Source organism: Streptomyces sp. NPDC047108 (assembly GCF_040643575.1).
GTDB lineage: Bacteria > Actinomycetota > Actinomycetes > Streptomycetales > Streptomycetaceae > Streptomyces.
In genome coordinates this window covers 19028-34804 of sequence record NZ_JBEYUP010000019.1, presented here as the reverse complement: position 1 = coordinate 34804, position 15777 = coordinate 19028, and the positions used below count along the sequence as shown (strand labels likewise).

Here is a 15777-nt window from a genome sequence, read left to right as displayed (position 1 = left end):
CCCGCGCCTGCCGGGCCACCCGAGGAGTCCCATGATCAAGACCCTGATCCCGCCTCCGGGCCCACCCCGGACACTCGCTCTGGCGCAGCTGATCAGCCGTACCGGAGACGGCGCGTACTACGTCACCGCCGCCCTCTACTTCACCACGGTCGTGGGCCTGTCCCCGGCCGAGCTGGGTCTCGGTCTGACGATCGCCTGGACGGTGGCGCTGCTCCTGGGCGTGCCGCTCGGTCACATCGCGGACCGCCGAGGGGTGCGCGGGACGACGGTGTTCTTCTTCTGCTGCGCGGCGGTCGCCGTCGGGTCGTATCTGTTCGTGCGCTCCTTCCCGCTGTTCGTGCTCTCGGCGAGCCTGTACGCGGTGGGCCAGCGCAGCGGCTCGGCCGCCCAGCAGGCGCTGCTCGCGGGGGTCGTGCCCAAGGAACAGCTCACCCGGGTCCGGGCGTTCCTGCAGGCGAGCTACAACGCCGGTCTTTCGGTGGGTGCCGCGCTGGGCGGCCTGGTGCTGCTCTTCGACGCGCGGGAGGCCTATCTCGCGGCGTTCGCCCTCAACTCGGCCGGGTTCGTGGTGGCGGCGCTCGTGCTGTGGCGGGTGCCCGCGGTCGCGTCGACGCCGGTGGCGGCCAAGGGCGAGAAGACGCAGACGGTGTTCAAGGACCGGCCGTACGTCGCGGCGAGCCTGCTCAATCTGGTGCTCGTCCTGCATGTGCCGCTGATCGACGTCGCGTTGCCGCTGTGGATCGTCGGGCACACCGAGGCTCCGGCCTGGGTGCTGTCGGTGATGTTCGTGCTCAACACCCTTGCGGTGGTGGTCTTCCAGGTGCGGGTGGCCCGCGGGGTCACGGACCTGGCGGGGGCGGCGCGGTATGTGGTGCGTGGCGCTCTGCTGCTGGGCGCGGGCTGTGTGGTCTTCGCCTTCTCGGGGACCGGAGGCTCGGCCTGGTCGGCGATCCTGCTGCTGATCACGGCCGCCGCGGTGCAGACCCTGGGCGAGATGGTGCAGATGGCCGGCACGTGGGAGATCAGCTTCGGTCTGGCGCCGGACGGCAAACACGGGCAGTACCAGGCGTTCTTCGGCTCCGGTCTGACGGTGGCGGAGATCGTTGGCCCGCTCGCGCTGACGGGGATGCTCGTGTACTGGGGCTGGCCGGGCTGGATCCTGCTGGGCGCGCTCTTCGCGGCGGCCGGGTTCGCGATGGTCCCGGTGGTGCGGTGGGGCGAACGCACGCTGGCCGAGCGGGCGGTGACGGCGGAACGGGACGCTGCCCCGCATACGGACGCGGATGGGGACTCGGGCTCGGACGCGGGCGTGGCGGCGGACGCACGGGGCGACCTCTCCCCCGGTCCGGACGTGCCGGGTCCGGACGTGCCGGGTCCGGACGTGCCCGGCGAACTGGCCAGGAGCTGAGGCGCCATGGGAACGCACACGACGCACACGACGCACACGACCGGTACGACGCACTCGACGGACGCGCCGCACAGGACGGACAGCACGGCCCGGGCGGACCGCAGCCGTACCGTGCTGATCATCGGCGGACGGGTGGAGACCGTCCGCAAGGCGAGGGACCTGGGCCTGCGCGTGGTCAACGTCCAGCGCCCGGAGGAATACCGGCCGGAGCACGCGGAGTTGGTCGAGGCGGCCCTGCTCGCCGACTACACCGACTGGTCCGTGCTCGGCCCGCTGGTGACGGCCGCGCACCAGGTGTACGGCTTCGCCGGTGTCACGACGATCACCGAGCCGGGCGTCGAGCCGGTCGGTCTCATCAGCGACGCCCTCGGCCTCCGGGGGAACAGCCACCGCTGCGCGCGTCTGATGCGGGACAAGGAGGCGATGCGCCTCCATCTGTCCTGGCGGCCCGACGCCGTGGCGGCCGGGCCGGTGACCGATCGCGAGGCCCTGTCGGACTTCGGGGAGCGCCACGGCTACCCGTTCATCGTCAAACCGGTCGACGCGGCAGCCAGTTTCGGCGTGCGGAAGGTGGAGGGCCCCGAGGCGCTTGATGCCGTGTGGCGTGCGATCACGGATCTGCGCGGCAGTACGGACCACCCGTTCGCGAACTACTTCCCCGTCGACCGCTTCCTGATGGAGGAGTACCTGGACGGGCCGGAGTTCAGCGTGGAGTCGATGAGCTTCGACGGACGGCACGTCCCGCTCGCGGTCACCGAGAAGACCACGCTCGGCACCTTCGTGGAGTCGGGCCACGCGATGCCGGCCCGGCTGTCACCGGCCGACGAGGACGCCGTGCTCCGCTGCGCCGCGGAATCCCTGGACGCCCTGGGCCTGCGTCACGGCCCGGCACACACCGAGGTGAAGCTGACCGGCCGCGGCCCGCGGCTGATCGAGTCGCACAGCCGGCCCGGCGGCGACCGCATCATGGATCTGGTCGATGCCGCCTACGGGGTGGACATCGAAAGCTACGTGTCCGGCTGGGCCGCCGGGGTGCTTCCGGCCCTGGAGGGGCGGCCGGAGCCGAGGGCGGCTGCCGCCACACGCTTCCTCACCGCCGAGCCGGGCCGGGTCAGCGCGGTCGAGGGGGACGCCGACGTCCGCGGGCAGGACGGGGTCCTCGGGGTGGACGTCACCGTCGCGGTGGGCGACACCATCCGTCCCCTGGAGGCCAGTTGGGACCGGGTGGGCCAGGTCCTGGTGACCGGACCCGACACCGACGCGGCCGTGGCACTCGGCGAGCAGCTCGCCGGAAAGATCTCCGTGATCACCACGCCGGACGGGAGCTGACCGGCATGCCCACCGACCCCACCCGTCCGCAGGCGATGTCCGAACGAGGGAAAGACGTCATGTCAGAACACGTACTGGTCTTCGGCAACGGCTACGACATCCCGGGCCGTATGCGCGCACTCGGCGCCGCGACGGGCAGAGCCGTCACCACCAGTGTGCTGTGCCGCCCCGAGCACCTGGCCAAGCTGGAGGAGGCCGGGGGGCACGCGCGGATCCTCGCGGTGGGGGCGGACGCCCCGGTCGAGCACTGGATCGCGCTCGCCCGTGCCGTCCACGCGATCGAACCGGTGACCCGGATCGGCTCCTTCGGCGACCAGTGCCAGGAAAAGGCCGCCGCCGTGGGGCGCGCACTGGGGGTTCCGGCGCACGCGCCGGAGACCGTCCGCCTCGTCTTCGACAAGTTCGCGATGCGGCAGCACCTGGCGGAGGCCGGATTCGAGGCGATCGGTTCCGCTGCCGTCGCGTCGGCGGCCGATCTGCGGGCGTTCGCGGAGCAGTACGGCTATCCGTACGTGGTCAAACCCCGGAGCGGGACGTCGAGTTCGGGCGTCACCGTGGTCCGGGAGGCCGGCGATGCGGAGGCGGCGTTCGCGCGGGCTCGCGGCACGGACGAGCGGCCGGCCGATGTGGTGGCCGAGCCGTTCCTCACCGGCCCGCAGTACAGCGTGGAGTGCTTCTCCGAGCTGGGCGAGCACGAAGTCGTCGCCGTCACCCGCAAGTTCTCCGATCCGGTCAGCCTGGTGGAGCTGGGTCATGTGATGCCCGCGCCGCTGCCGCCGGAGACGGGGGATGCGATCCGCGCCTACGTCGTCGCCGTGCTCGGCGCCCTGGGCGTGGAGTACGGGCCCACGCACACCGAGGTCGTGCTCACCGAGGCCGGGCCGCGGATCATCGAGACCCATCTGCGCGTGGGGGGCGACGAGATCTGGAACATGGTCACGGACGCCACCGGCGTCGACCTGGTCGAGTACCAATTGCGCCAGTGCACCGGGGAGAAGGTGCTGCCCGACATCCGGGCGGTGCTGGCCGATCCGGCGCGCCCGAGGCGCCACGAGGCGATCTGGTTCGCCGGGGCACCGGGGGCCGGCGTCCTGGTCGAGGTCGCCGGCGCGGACGGCCCGCACCCCGAGGGCGTACGGCTGGAGGTGCTCGGCACCCCCGGATCCTCGCTCGGTGGACTGCAGAGCTCCGATTCCCGTCTGGCACAGGCCCGTGCGCACGCGGACACCGCGGAGAAGGCGCTCGACCTGGCGAGGGAGGCCATCGCGGGGCTGGAGTTCGTCACACGGGTCAGGGCCGGGCAGGCGGATCTCCTGTGACGGCGTCGGTGGAGTCGAGGCGCCAGCCGGCGGTGCAGTGCCGCGCGACGGTGCCCGGAAGCGGTACGGCCGCCAGCGGTACGGCCGGGGGCGGCCCCGGGGGCGCGGCGGCGCAGACCCACGGACGGGAGATCCGTGCGGTGCTCGACGATCTCGACGAGCAGATCGTCGCGATGGTGCTGCGCCGCGCCGAACTGGCGCGGAGGTACCAGTCGGTGCGGCGGGTTTCCGGTCTTCCCGCGACCGAACTGGCCTGGGAGAACAGGACGTTGAGCCGCTTCGCGGACCGGCTGGGGGCGAAGGGCGCGGACATCGCACGGGCCGTGCTGTCGCTGTCGCAACTCGCGACGGCACACGGCGGTCCGGGACCGGGCGGTGCGGGACCGGGCGGTGCGGGACCGGGCGGTGCGGGACCGGGCGGTGCGGGACCGGGCGGTGCGGGGCCGGGCACAGTTCCGGGCGGTTCGGGGCCGGGCCGTTCAGGTGCGGGCGGTTCCGGGCCGGGCCGTTCAGCGCCGGGCACAGTTCCGGGCGACTCGGGCCATGGCGATCGGCGGCACGGCGGCGGCCCGGGAGCCGGGCCGCGCAACGGGGACGGGGGGAAGCCCGCGGAATGAACGGCGAGGAAAGGTACCGACGGAAAGCGCCCGCGGAGGCTCCGCCCCTCCGCGGGGCGAGGTCTCCACCGGGCGCAACTCCGTTCAGAATCCCATGATTTCAGGATGCTCGGCGAGCTTGTGGAAATGCTCGGACGGCTCCGGGATCAATTTTCTCTTGTCCAGGTCGATCAGACCGGCGACGCTCGTCAATTCCGCGACGAGCACACCGTCGGTCCGCCGGATCTCCTGATGCACGCGGAATGTCTTTCCGTCACCCCAAATCCATTGACAGGTGACGTCGACTTCGTCTCCGCCGCGCAGTTCGCGATGGAACCGCATGGTGTTCTCCAACACCGCGGGACCGATCCGCGTGGCGATCAGGGCGTCCTGGGAGATTCCCGCGGCGCGGAGACTCTCCCACCGCGCGTGCTCGCAGTACTGCAGGTAGACGGCCTGATTCAAGTGCCCTTGCGTGTCCAGTTCATAGCCCCGGACCAGGATGCGTAACTGAAATGGCTGTGCCATGCCCGGCAACCTCCTCATGTGATCGTGAAGTTCCTACCCCACTCATCATCGCGTCGCAACCACGCCAGTAATGGAATGTTCCGCTCAGGTTGCGCGTGATGTGGATCACGTCGGCGTCATTCTTGACCGAGCGTGAAGTCCTGGTGTTAGCGTAATCGTTATGCCCCGCTGGGCTGTTTTCCCGGGTGAGCTTCCCTCAATTCCCTTCTCCGCCTCGCCGATTGAAATACGGTTCTGATGTCGGACTTAGTTGACGCCTTCGTGGCGGCGGCCCGTAACCATCCAGACAGGCCCGCAATTTCTCACAACGGACAGGCTCTGACCTATGCCGAGCTGATGCGCCGGGTGCATGCCACGGCCGTGCGGCTGGGGCCGTCCCCCGGAGTCGTCGGGGTTCTGACCGACCGCTCCCCGGCCACGATCGTGGCCATGCTCGGCGTGCTGAGCGCCGGCGGCACCTACTGCCCCGTCGACCCGGCCTTCCCCGCCACCCGCCGGCAGGCGCTGCTGGAAGCCGTCGACTGCGCACGGGTGCTGGCGGCCGAGCCCGGGGCCGTCGCGCCCCCGGGGATCGAGGTGGTCGCCCTTCCCGACGCCGCGCCCGCGGGCTCCTCCGGCGGAGACCCGCTGCCGCGCCCCGCGCCGGACGACCCGGCGTACACGCTCTTCACCTCCGGCTCCACCGGGAAGCCGAAGCCCGTGGTGACGCCGCACCGGGCCGTCGCCGCCTCGGTGGCCTCGCTCCGCGACCTGTTCGGCCTCCGGGCCGAGGACCGGGTGCTGCAGTTCGCGTCCCTCAACTGGGACACCAGCTTCGAGGAGATCCTGCCCGCGCTCACGGCGGGCGCGACCCTCGTCTTCCACGACGAGGCGTACACAGGATCGCTGCCCCGGCTGCTCCGTACGGTCGCGGACGAGCGCATCACCCTGCTCGACCTGCCGACCGCGTTCTGGCACGAGTTGGTCCACCACCTCGCGGAGGACGACGCCCGGCTGCCCGACACCGTACGGACCGTGGTCATCGGCGGAGAGGCCGTGAGCCCCGCCCGCCTCGCCGACTGGCGCGTCCTGGGCACCGGCCGCATCCGGCTGGTCAACACCTACGGCTGCACCGAGACCACCCTGATCACCCACGCCGTCGACCTGCACGGCCCCGGGGCACCCGGCCCCGGCGTCTGGTGGGGCGAGAACACCCGCGTGCCCATCGGCCGGCCGCTCCCGCACGTGCGGGACGACATCGGCCAGGACGGTGAACTCCTCGTCTCCGGACCCGCGTTGGCCCTGGGCTACCGCGACCTTCCCGGGCCGACCGCGGAGAAGTTCGTGATCCGTGAGGGCCGGGACGGACCGGTGCGCTGGTTCCGGACCGGGGACCGGGTCAGCCGCCGCCCCGATGGCCATGTCGTCCACGAAGGCCGTCTCGACGCCGAGATCAAGGTCCGCGGCATCCGGGTCGACCCCGGGGAGGTCGAGGCGCACCTCACCAGCCACCCCGGCGTCACCACCGCGGCCGTCGTGGGCGCCCGCGCCGCCGGCCGGACCACCATGGCCGCCTATCTGGTGGCCGCGCCCGACGCGGGCGGGAGCCTCGCCCAGGAAGTCCTGGCCCATCTGCGCAGAACGGTCCCGGGCCATCTCGTGCCGCACCGGGTCACCGTCGTTCCCGAACTCGTCTACACCGCCAGCGGAAAGGTCGATCGCGCCGCGACGCACCGGCTGCACCACGCCCCGCCGGCTTCGCCGCACCACGCCCCGCCGGCTTCACAGAACAGGACAGCTCATGAGCGCTGACGACATCGTCGACATCTTCCGCCGCGTGCTGGAGACCGACAGCATCACCGTGGACTCCGACTTCTTCGAACTCGGCGGCGACTCGCTGCTGGGGACCCGCGTCCTGAGCGCGGTGGCCCGCCGGCACGGAGTGGAGCTGTCGTTCGACGACTTCGCCGCCGCGCCGACGGCCAGCGCGCTGTCCGCGAGGATCGCGAGCGTGAGCCGGTGAGCGTCGTCGTCATCGGGGCGGGCATCGCCGGCCTCACCGCCGCCCACGATCTGGCCTCGCGCGGGGTCGAGGTCGAGGTCCTGGAGGCCCGCGACCGCGTCGGCGGCCGCATGCACGGCATCGAGGTGGCGCCGGGGAGCTGGGCGGACGCGGGAGCCGCCTACCTCGGCGAGCGACACACCGAACTGCTGCGCCTGATGGCCGACATGGGGCTCAAGACGGCGCCGACCACCATGGAGGGGGACAGCCGTTTCGCGCTCTCCCCGTCCGGGAGCGAGAGCGTCCCCGGCCGGTTCCCGCCGCTGAACGGCGTGGCGCTGGGCGAGCTGTTCGACCTGCTGGACGAGGTGACGCGCAGTGTGCGTCCCGAGGCGCCCTGGCTCACCCCGGACGCCGCCCGCCTGGACTCCATGACGGCCGCCGAGTGGGCCGACGAGAACCTCCGCCACCCCGACAGCAAGCTGTTCTTCCCGCTGTTCCTCGGGGAGATGATGGCCGCCGCACCGGCGGACGTCTCCGTGCTGCACATGGCGTTCTATCTGCGCTCCGGAGGCGGACTGCGGTATCTGAACGCCTTCGAGGGCGGCGCGCAGGAGTGGCGTGTCGAGGGCGGTGCCCATGCTCTGTGCCAGGCCCTCGCGGACGGGCTCGGCGACCGGGTCCGCCTGGGCGAGCCCGTACGCGCGGTGGAGCAGGACGACGCCGAGGTGACGGTGCACTCCGCGACCCGTTCCGTGCGGGCCGACGCGGTGATCGTCGCGCTGCCCCCGGTCCTGGCCGACCGCATCGACTTCCGGCCCGGTCTGCCCGCGCCCCGCGCCGGGGCACGCACCGCGCCCGGCTGCGCCGTGAAGGTTCATCTGATCCACCCGTCCCCGCTGTGGCGGGCGGAGGGGCTGTCGGGCTGGTCGGTGAGCGCGGACGGACCGCTGCTGTCCACCGTCGACGACTCGCCCTCCGCGGACGGCGTGGGCGTGCTGACCGGTTTCGTCACCGGTGACGAGGCCCGCCGGTTCGGCGCGCTGCCCCCGGCGCAGCAGCGGGCCGAGGCGTTCGCCCAGGCGGCCCGTCTCTTCCCCGAACTGCCCGAGCCCGTCGGCTTCCACGTGACGGACTGGGTCAACGAGCCCTACAGCCACGGCTGTTACGCCGCGCTCTTCGGCCCCGGCGACTGGGTCGCGCGCGGCCCCGCGCTGACCCGCCCGCACGGGCGGGTCCACTGGGCCGGCACGGAGACCAGCACCGAGTTCTTCGGCCTCATGGAAGGCGCCATCCGCTCGGGTCACCGGGCGGCCTCGGAAACAGCATCCCTCGACCACCACTCCGGGAGTGCACGATGAGCGTCCAGAGCCCCATAGCCCCGCTGCCGGTCCGGCAGCAGTTCATGACCGACCCCGCCCTGGGCGCCGGCAACTTCCTGCAGAAGGCGCTGGAGGCCAACCCCCACGCCGACGTCCCGTACGCCTTCAGCCACTCCACCGACCACCGGGGCGAGGTCGTGCTGCGCGGCCACAGCCTGCGGGACCTGGCCGGTCTGCGGGACCGGTACGCCCGCTGGTACTGGGCGAACGGCGTGAAGCCGGGTGACCCGATCGGTGTCTACGTCGCCGAGGGCCTCGAACCGCTGCTGCACTTCCTGGCGCTCACCGCCCTCGGGGCCATCCCGGCGATGATCAACGACGCCATGCCGGAGCGGACCGCGATCCGCTATCTGGACCACGTCGGCGCTTCCGGCCTGGTCGCCGACGACCCCACGCGGCTCGTCGCCGCATACCGCACCGAGGGCAACCGGCGCAGGCCGCGCTTCATCATCCCGGCGGCCGAACTCCGCGCCTACGACCCGGAGGACGGCGAACTGCCGGCGGTCTACCCGTACGAGCACGCCGCCGACGAGGTCGTGGCGCTCATCCACTCCTCCGGCACCACCGGCACCCCGAAGTCGACGATGCTCGCGCACCGCCAGTTCTGGGCGGGCAAGGAGCCGCGGATGGAGCGGTTCCCGGCCGGGCCCGACGACCGGCTGATGTCGCTGATGCCGCACACGCACGCGGGCGGCCTGAGCTACTTCCTCACCGCCACCCTGCTCGGCCTGCCCACCGTCGTCATGGGCGACTGGCGGCGCAGCGCCGTGGAGCCGGTGATGGAGGCCTTCCGGCCGACGATGGTCGCCTCCTTCCCGCGGACCTTCGTCGAGCTGGCGACGGGCGACCTGCCCGCCAAGGGCGCCGCGAAGGTGCACAGCTGGTTCAACACCGGTGACGGCGCGCACTACGGGCACATCCGCCGCCTGGTCACCCTCGGCGAGCGCCCGGCGGGCCTGATCAAGCCGTGGCTGCTCCCGCAGGACCGGGAGGCCGAAGCGTCCCTGCCCGGCTCGCAGTTCATCGACGGACTGGGCTCGTCCGAGATGGGCATGGCCCTCTTCGGCCAGGTCACCACGCCGGAGACGGAGCGCAACGACCGCTGTGTCGGCAAGCCCACCGAGGTCGTGCACGCGGCCGCGGTCCTCACCCCGGAGGGCGAGGAGGTGCCGGTGGGCACGGTCGGCCTGCTGGCGGTCAAGACCCCGTCGCGTACGCCCGGTTACTGGAACGCGCCCGAGCTGACCCGCAGCTTCGAACTCGACGGCTACTGGCTGACGGGCGATGTGGCGAAGAAGGACGAGGAGGGGAACTTCTACCACCTCGACCGGACCGTCGACGTGCTGGACACCGCGGACGGACCGGTCTACAGCCTGCCCCTGGAGGAGGTGCTGCTGGCCGACTGCGCCGCGACCGTCCTCGACTGCGCCGTCGTCGGCGTCCCGGGCGCGCAGGGCGAGGGCCACCGGCCGGTCGCCGTGGTGCGCCTGCAGCCGGGGGTCGTGGAGCCGTCGGCCGAGGAGCTGCGCGAGCAGGCCAACAAGGAACTCACCGCGGCCGGACTGACGCCGCTGGCCGCCGTGATCGTCGCCCGCGATGCGGCCGACTACCCGACCGGTGTGACCGGCAAGGCACTCAAGCGCGAGATGCGGACCCGCTGGGCGGGCCTCTTCACCGGAGCCGACCGCACGTCCGCCCGGGGCTGAGGCCTCCATGCGCTTACACGTCCGGCCCCGGTCCGCAGCCCTCTCGAGCAAAGGATGAACTCCGGCATGCTTCAGATAGATGCCACGACGCTGTGCGTGATCGGGGCCGGTCCCCGCGGGCTGTCGGTGGTCGAGCGGGCGTGTGCCAACGCCTCGGCCACCGGTCAGCCGGTGGTCGTGCACATCGTCGAGCCGTATCTGCGGCTCGGCTGCAGGGTGTGGCGGACGAGCCAGCCCTCCGTCCTGCTGATGAACACCGTCGCCTCGCAGGTCACCATGTTCACCGACGAGAGCGTGAACTGCGAGGGCCCGCTGTCCGAGGGGCCGAGCCTGTACGAGTGGGCGAAGCTGCTCGAGCGGCTGGAGCCGTTCGTGCCGTACCCGCCGCATGTGTACGAGGAAGCGCGGCACCTGGGCCCGGACTCGTATCCGACCCGGTCCTTCTACGGGCGGTATCTGGGCTGGGTGTTCGACCGGCTGATCCGTACCGTGCCCGAACACATCGCCGTCGAGACCCACGGGTGCCGGGCGCTGGCCGTCCGGGACGAGGCCGACGGGTCGCAGACGGTGACGCTGGAGAACGGTGTCGAACTGACCGGCTGCGACGCGATCGTCCTGGCGCTGGGGCATGTGGACATGCCGCTGAGCGACGAGGAGCGGCGGCTGGGGGCGTTCGCGACCGAGCACGGGCTCGCGTACGTGCCCCGGGGCAACCCGGCCGACGCGGACCTCGGCGACATCGCACCCGGCGAGACGGTGGCCCTGCGCGGGATGGGGCTCAACTTCTTCGACCATCTCGCGCTGCTCACCACGGGGCGCGGCGGCTCGTTCGTCCGGGAGGCGGGGAGGCTGCGCTACCGCCCCTCGGGGAACGAGCCGCAGCTGATCGCGGGTTCACGGCGCGGGGCGCCGTACCACTCGCGGGGCGAGAACCAGAAGGGGGCGACGGGCCGGCACCATCCGCTGTTCCTCACGGAGGAGGTCATCGCCCGCTTCCGGCGGCGCAAGGAGGCCGGGCGGCCTGCCGGATTCACCGCGGAGGTCTGGCCGTTGGTGGACCTGGAGGTGCGGGCGGTCTATTACCACGCGCTGATCGCCGGTGAGCGCGGCCGGTACGACGCGGACGTGTTCCTCGCGGAGTTCTGCAAGGGCGCGGGGGCGCCCGGGGACGGCCCCGGGTCCGCCGCGTCCGACGGCCCCGGGTCCGCCGCCTCCGAGGAGGCGCTGCTGGAGCGCTTCGGCGTCGGCGAGGAGAAGCGCTGGAGCTGGGACCGCATCGCCCGGCCGTACGGGGACCGGGAGTTCACGGACGCCGCGTCGTACCGGGCCTGGCTGCTGGACCATCTGCGCCAGGACATCGCCGAGGCCCGGCGCGGCAACGTACGGGGACCGCTGAAGGCTGCGCTGGACGTGATGCGCGATCTCCGCAACGAGGTGCGGCTGGTCGTGGACCACGCCGGCATCACCGGCGGTTCGTACCGGGACGAACTCCAGTCCTGGTACACGCCGTTGAACGCGTTCGTCTCGATCGGCCCGCCCCTCAGCCGCATCGAGGAGATGGCGGCGCTGATGGAGGCCGGGGTCCTGGACGTGGTCGGCCCGGGGATGCGGGTCGACGCCTCGCCCGGCCGCACGGCGTTCGTGGTGCGTTCGGACCGTGTCCCCGGCCCGGACGTGGAGGCCACGGCGCTCATCGAGGCGAGGCTCCCGGAGTTCGACCTGCGGACCACGACCGACCCGCTCGTCCGGGACCTCGTGGCCCAGGGGGCGTGCCGCCGCTACGCGCTCGACGAACCCGGCCGGGAGCCGTGGCTCTCCGGCGGCCTCGCCGTGACGCCCAAGCCGTACCACGTGGTGGGGGGTGACGGGGTGCCGCACCCGCGGCGGTTCGCCTTCGGCATTCCCACCGAGTCCGTGCACTGGGCGACGGCTGCCGGGATCAGACCCGGCTCCGACTCGGTGATCCTCGGCGACGCCGACGCGATCGCCCGTACGGCGCTGGCGGGGCGCAGGCGCGCCCCGGCGGGCGCGGGGGCGGACTCCGCCGCGGAGCCGAAGGCCGGGCAGCCGGTCACCACCCTGGAAGGAGACTGACGATGGACGCAACGCCTGTGCGCGGGACCCCCGGCACAGACTCCGGTCTGCTCTCCCCCGTGCGCGCCGGGAGCGGTGACCCGCTGTGCGACGAGGAGTGGGTCGCGGCCATGCTCGAGGTGGAGGTGGCGCTGGCCCGCTGCCAGGCGCGGCTGGGGGTGATCCCGAAGTCCGCCGTCGGGCCGATCGAGTCCGCCGTCGCCTCCTCCCCGGTCGGGGTCACCGAACTGGCGCGCCGCGCACGGGGATCGGCCAATCCGGTCGTCGAGCTGGTCCGCACGCTCACCCAGGCCGTCGCCCGGGTGGACCCGGAGGCCGCCGAGTACGTTCACCGGGGCGGCACCAGCCAGGACATCCTGGACTCGGCCGCGATGCTGCTGGCGGCGCGGACGCTGACCCGGATCGACGCGGACCTCCTCCGGACGGCCGAGGCGCTGGCGCGGCTCGCGGACGACCACGCCCGCACCCCGATGGCGGGGCGCACCCTCACCCAGCACGCGGTCCCGGTCACCTTCGGCCTGAAGGCGGCGGGCTGGCTCACGCTCGTCCTGGACGCGAGCGACCGGGTCCGGCAGGTGCGGGCGTCACTGCCCGTCCAACTCGGCGGAGCGGCGGGCACGTTCGCCGCGTACCTGGAGTACGCGCGCCTGGCGGGTGCCGACACGGAGGGCCACGCGGCCGGACTGACGGCCGCGCTCGCCGCCGAACTGGGCCTGCGGGAGCCCGAGTCGCCCTGGCACACCGTCCGTACGCCGCTGGCCGACCTCGGCTGGGCCGTGGTCGCCGTGGCCGGCGGCCTCGGCAAGTTCGCGACGGATGTGCTGGGCATGTCGCGGACCGAGGTGGGCGAGGTCGCCGAGCCGGCGGCCGAGGGCAGCGGGGTGTCGTCCGCGATGCCGCAGAAACGCAACCCCGTCCTGGCCACCCTGATCGTGTCGGCGGCGCGGCAGGCGCCCGCGTACGCGTCGATGCTCGGCCAGAGCCTCGTCGCCGAGGACGAACGCTCCCCGGGCGGCTGGCAGTCCGAGTGGCAGCCGCTGCGTGAGGGGCTGCGGCTGGCGGCGGGTGCCGCGGCCACCGCGGCCGAACTCGCCGAAGGACTCTCGGTGTTCCCCGAACGGCTGCTGCGCAATCTGCGGCTGACCGGCGGCGCCGTCGTCTCCGAGCGCCTGAACGCCGCGCTCGCCCCGCTGCTCGGCAAGGCCGCCGCCAAGCGGCTGCTGGGCGAGGTGGCGCGCGAGGCCGTGGACACCCACCGCCCCTTCGAAGAAGTGCTGGCCACGTCACCGGAGCTGGCGGACCGGTTCATCGACGGAACGGCGCTCCCGGATCTCCTCGATCCCGCCAACTACCTGGGTGCGGCGGAGGAGTTCGTCGCACGCGTGCTCCACCGCCACCGCACCCGCTCCACGTCGACCGGCTAGGAATCACTATGGAAGCCCTCGCGGCATCGGATCCGCACGCCTTACCGAGTCAGCAGCCCTACGAGTACGAGCGCGTGACCCTCACCGAACCCGACTGGCGGCGCCTGCCCGGCTGGCGGGACGTCACCGAGGCGCAGTGGCGCAGCGCCCAGTGGCAGCGCGCCCACTGCGTGAAGAACGCCAAGCAGCTCCGCGCCGTGACCGGCTCGCTCCTCCAGGACCGCTTCTTCGAGGACCTGGAGGCCGATCAGCAGCGCTTCGCCACGATGTCCACCCTGCTCACCCCGCAGATGCTCAACACCATGGCGCCGCATGCCGGTCCGGACCCGCGGTCCTACACGGACGCGTTCCTGGCCGACCCGGTGCGCCGCTACATGATGCCGGTGGCAGGTGACCGCGACCCGGAGTGGCCGAGCCACCCGTACGCGGAGCGGGACTCGCTGCACGAGGCGGAGATGTGGGTGGTGGAGGGTCTGACCCACCGCTATCCGACGAAGGTGCTGGCGGAGCTGGTGTCCACCTGCCCCCAGTACTGCGGCCACTGCACCCGTATGGACCTCGTCGGCGTCTCCACGCCCCAGGTCGACAAGCTGAAACTGACGCTGACCCCGGCCGACCGCCAGGACCAGATGATCGACTATCTGAAGCGCACGCCCGGGGTGCGGGACGTGGTGGTGTCGGGCGGTGACGTGGCCAACGTCCCGTGGCCGCGCCTGGAGTCGTTCCTGATGCGTCTGCTGGACCTGGAGAACATCCGGGACATCCGGCTGGCGACGAAGGCCCTGGCCGGGCTGCCGCAGCACTGGCTGCAGCCGGCGGTGCTCGAGGGGCTGGAGCGGGTGGCCCGTACGGCCGCGCGACGGGCCGTCAATCTGGCGATCCACACGCACGTCAACCATGCGCAGTCCGTGACCCCCCTGGTGGCGGAGGCGTCGCGGGCGGCACTGGACGCCGGCGTGCGGGACATCCGCAACCAGGGTGTCCTCATGCGCGGGGTCAACACCACGCCCGAGGCGCTGCTCGACCTGTGCATGTTGCTGCAGGGCGAGGCGAACATCCTGCCCTACTACTTCTACATGTGCGACATGATCCCCAATGCCGAGCACTGGCGGGTCGCCGTCTGGGAGGCGCAGGAGCTCCAGCACAACGTGATGGGGTATCTGCCGGGCTACGCCACTCCCCGGATCATCTGCGACGTGCCGTACGTGGGGAAGCGCTGGGTACACCAACTCGCCGACTACGACCGCGAGTACGGCATCTCGTACTGGACGAAGAACTACCGCACCGGCATCGAGCTCGACGACCCCGATGCCCTGACCCGCCGCTACCCGTTCTACGACCCCGTCTCCACCCTGCCCGAGTCAGGGCGGCGCTGGTGGCGGGAGAACGGCGGCAGGAAGGCATGACGATGACCGACATCCTCGACCTCAACCACCGGGCCGTACGGCGCAGCGCGGAGATCGTCGCCCAGGTGCGGGCGGAGGACCGGGACGCGCCGACGCCGTGCTCGGAATGGACACTGCGCCGGCTCCTGGAGCACATGACGGCCCAGCACCTCGGCTTCGCCGCCGCCGCGGAGGGCGAGGTCTCCGACACCTCCGCGTGGCGGGAGGTGCCGCTGGAGGATCCCCGGCGGGCCTACGCGGAGTCCGTGGAGCGCGTACTCGCCGCGTTCTCCGGGGACGGCGTCCTGGAGCGGGAGTTCTGGCTGCCCGAGATCCACCCGACGATGCGCTTCCCAGCGGCCCGCGCCATCGGCTTCCACTTCCTGGACTACGTGGTGCACGGCTGGGACGTGGCCGCGGCGATCGGCGTCCCGGCGGGCTACGACGCGGAACTCCTGGAGCGGGCGGAGGAGGTGGCGCGGACCGAGGTGCCGGAGGGGCCCTCGCGTGAGCGGCCGGGGGCCTCCTTCCGCCCGGCGCTCTCCGTGTCGGAGCAGGACGGTGCCGAGGACCGCATGCTCGCGGTCCTCGGCCGTGATCCGAAGTGGTCCCGCAGGTGAGGCGG

The 15777-nt window shown here is 72.4% G+C and carries 13 protein-coding genes; 12 read left to right on the top strand and 1 reads right to left on the bottom strand.

The features are described from left to right. Positions 1 to 31 precede the first annotated feature (31 nt). Genes ABZ822_RS26890 through ABZ822_RS26875 form a run of 4 tightly spaced genes read left to right on the top strand, consistent with a single transcriptional unit; the run spans position 32 to position 4673 of the window. Complete coding sequence (locus ABZ822_RS26890; protein ID WP_360859492.1) at positions 32 to 1408, top strand: MFS transporter; 1377 nt, start codon at positions 32 to 34, stop codon at positions 1406 to 1408. Between the two features lie 6 nt (positions 1409 to 1414). Continuing rightward, positions 1415 to 2737, top strand: a complete 1323-nt coding sequence (locus tag ABZ822_RS26885) for an ATP-grasp domain-containing protein (RefSeq protein WP_360859489.1) — start codon at positions 1415 to 1417, stop codon at positions 2735 to 2737. A 59-nt stretch (positions 2738 to 2796) separates the two neighbouring features. Next, complete coding sequence (locus ABZ822_RS26880) at positions 2797 to 4056, top strand: ATP-grasp domain-containing protein (protein WP_360859486.1); 1260 nt, start codon at positions 2797 to 2799, stop codon at positions 4054 to 4056. 8 nt (positions 4057 to 4064) lie between these two features. After that, positions 4065 to 4673: a hypothetical protein gene (locus ABZ822_RS26875; protein ID WP_360859483.1), complete on the top strand. Its 609-nt coding sequence runs from the start codon at positions 4065 to 4067 to the stop codon at positions 4671 to 4673. Positions 4674 to 4757: 84 nt separating this feature from the next. On the opposite strand, the gene ABZ822_RS26870 is transcribed toward ABZ822_RS26875, so the two are convergent. Continuing rightward, on the bottom strand, positions 4758 to 5180 hold the full coding sequence (locus tag ABZ822_RS26870) for an acyl-CoA thioesterase (RefSeq protein ID WP_360859480.1): 423 nt from the start codon (positions 5178 to 5180) through the stop codon (positions 4758 to 4760). A gap of 237 nt (positions 5181 to 5417) precedes the next feature. Between ABZ822_RS26870 and ABZ822_RS26865 the strand changes: the two genes are divergently transcribed. From ABZ822_RS26865 to ABZ822_RS26830, 8 genes are all read left to right on the top strand, one after another. Next, positions 5418 to 6971 (top strand): amino acid adenylation domain-containing protein, encoded by a 1554-nt coding sequence (locus tag ABZ822_RS26865; RefSeq protein WP_360859478.1) that lies wholly within the window; start codon positions 5418 to 5420, stop codon positions 6969 to 6971. Beyond that, on the top strand, positions 6961 to 7182 hold the full coding sequence (locus ABZ822_RS26860) for an acyl carrier protein (RefSeq protein ID WP_360859475.1): 222 nt from the start codon (positions 6961 to 6963) through the stop codon (positions 7180 to 7182). The genes ABZ822_RS26865 and ABZ822_RS26860 overlap by 11 nt, the downstream gene beginning before the upstream one ends. After that, entirely contained in the window at positions 7179 to 8522 is a 1344-nt protein-coding gene (locus tag ABZ822_RS26855; RefSeq protein ID WP_360859472.1) for a flavin monoamine oxidase family protein, read from the top strand. Before ABZ822_RS26860 ends, ABZ822_RS26855 begins: the two co-directional genes overlap by 4 nt. Continuing rightward, positions 8519 to 10249 carry a class I adenylate-forming enzyme family protein gene (locus ABZ822_RS26850; protein WP_360859469.1) on the top strand — a complete coding sequence of 577 codons (1731 nt, stop codon included), beginning with the start codon at positions 8519 to 8521 and terminating at the stop codon, positions 10247 to 10249. The genes ABZ822_RS26855 and ABZ822_RS26850 overlap by 4 nt, the downstream gene beginning before the upstream one ends. Before the next feature lie 66 nt (positions 10250 to 10315). Continuing rightward, positions 10316 to 12343, top strand: coding sequence for an FAD/NAD(P)-binding protein (locus tag ABZ822_RS26845; protein WP_360859467.1), 2028 nt, complete (start codon positions 10316 to 10318; stop codon positions 12341 to 12343). A 2-nt stretch (positions 12344 to 12345) separates the two neighbouring features. After that, positions 12346 to 13767 carry an adenylosuccinate lyase family protein gene (locus ABZ822_RS26840; RefSeq protein WP_360859464.1) on the top strand — a complete coding sequence of 474 codons (1422 nt, stop codon included), beginning with the start codon at positions 12346 to 12348 and terminating at the stop codon, positions 13765 to 13767. Between the two features lie 8 nt (positions 13768 to 13775). Next, positions 13776 to 15173 (top strand): lysine 2,3-aminomutase, encoded by a 1398-nt coding sequence (locus tag ABZ822_RS26835; RefSeq protein WP_360859461.1) that lies wholly within the window; start codon positions 13776 to 13778, stop codon positions 15171 to 15173. Further along, the gene (locus tag ABZ822_RS26830; protein ID WP_360859458.1) at positions 15170 to 15772 is read left to right on the top strand and encodes a TIGR03086 family metal-binding protein; all 603 of its coding nucleotides are present in this window, start codon (positions 15170 to 15172) and stop codon (positions 15770 to 15772) included. Before ABZ822_RS26835 ends, ABZ822_RS26830 begins: the two co-directional genes overlap by 4 nt. Positions 15773 to 15777: the final 5 nt, after the last annotated feature.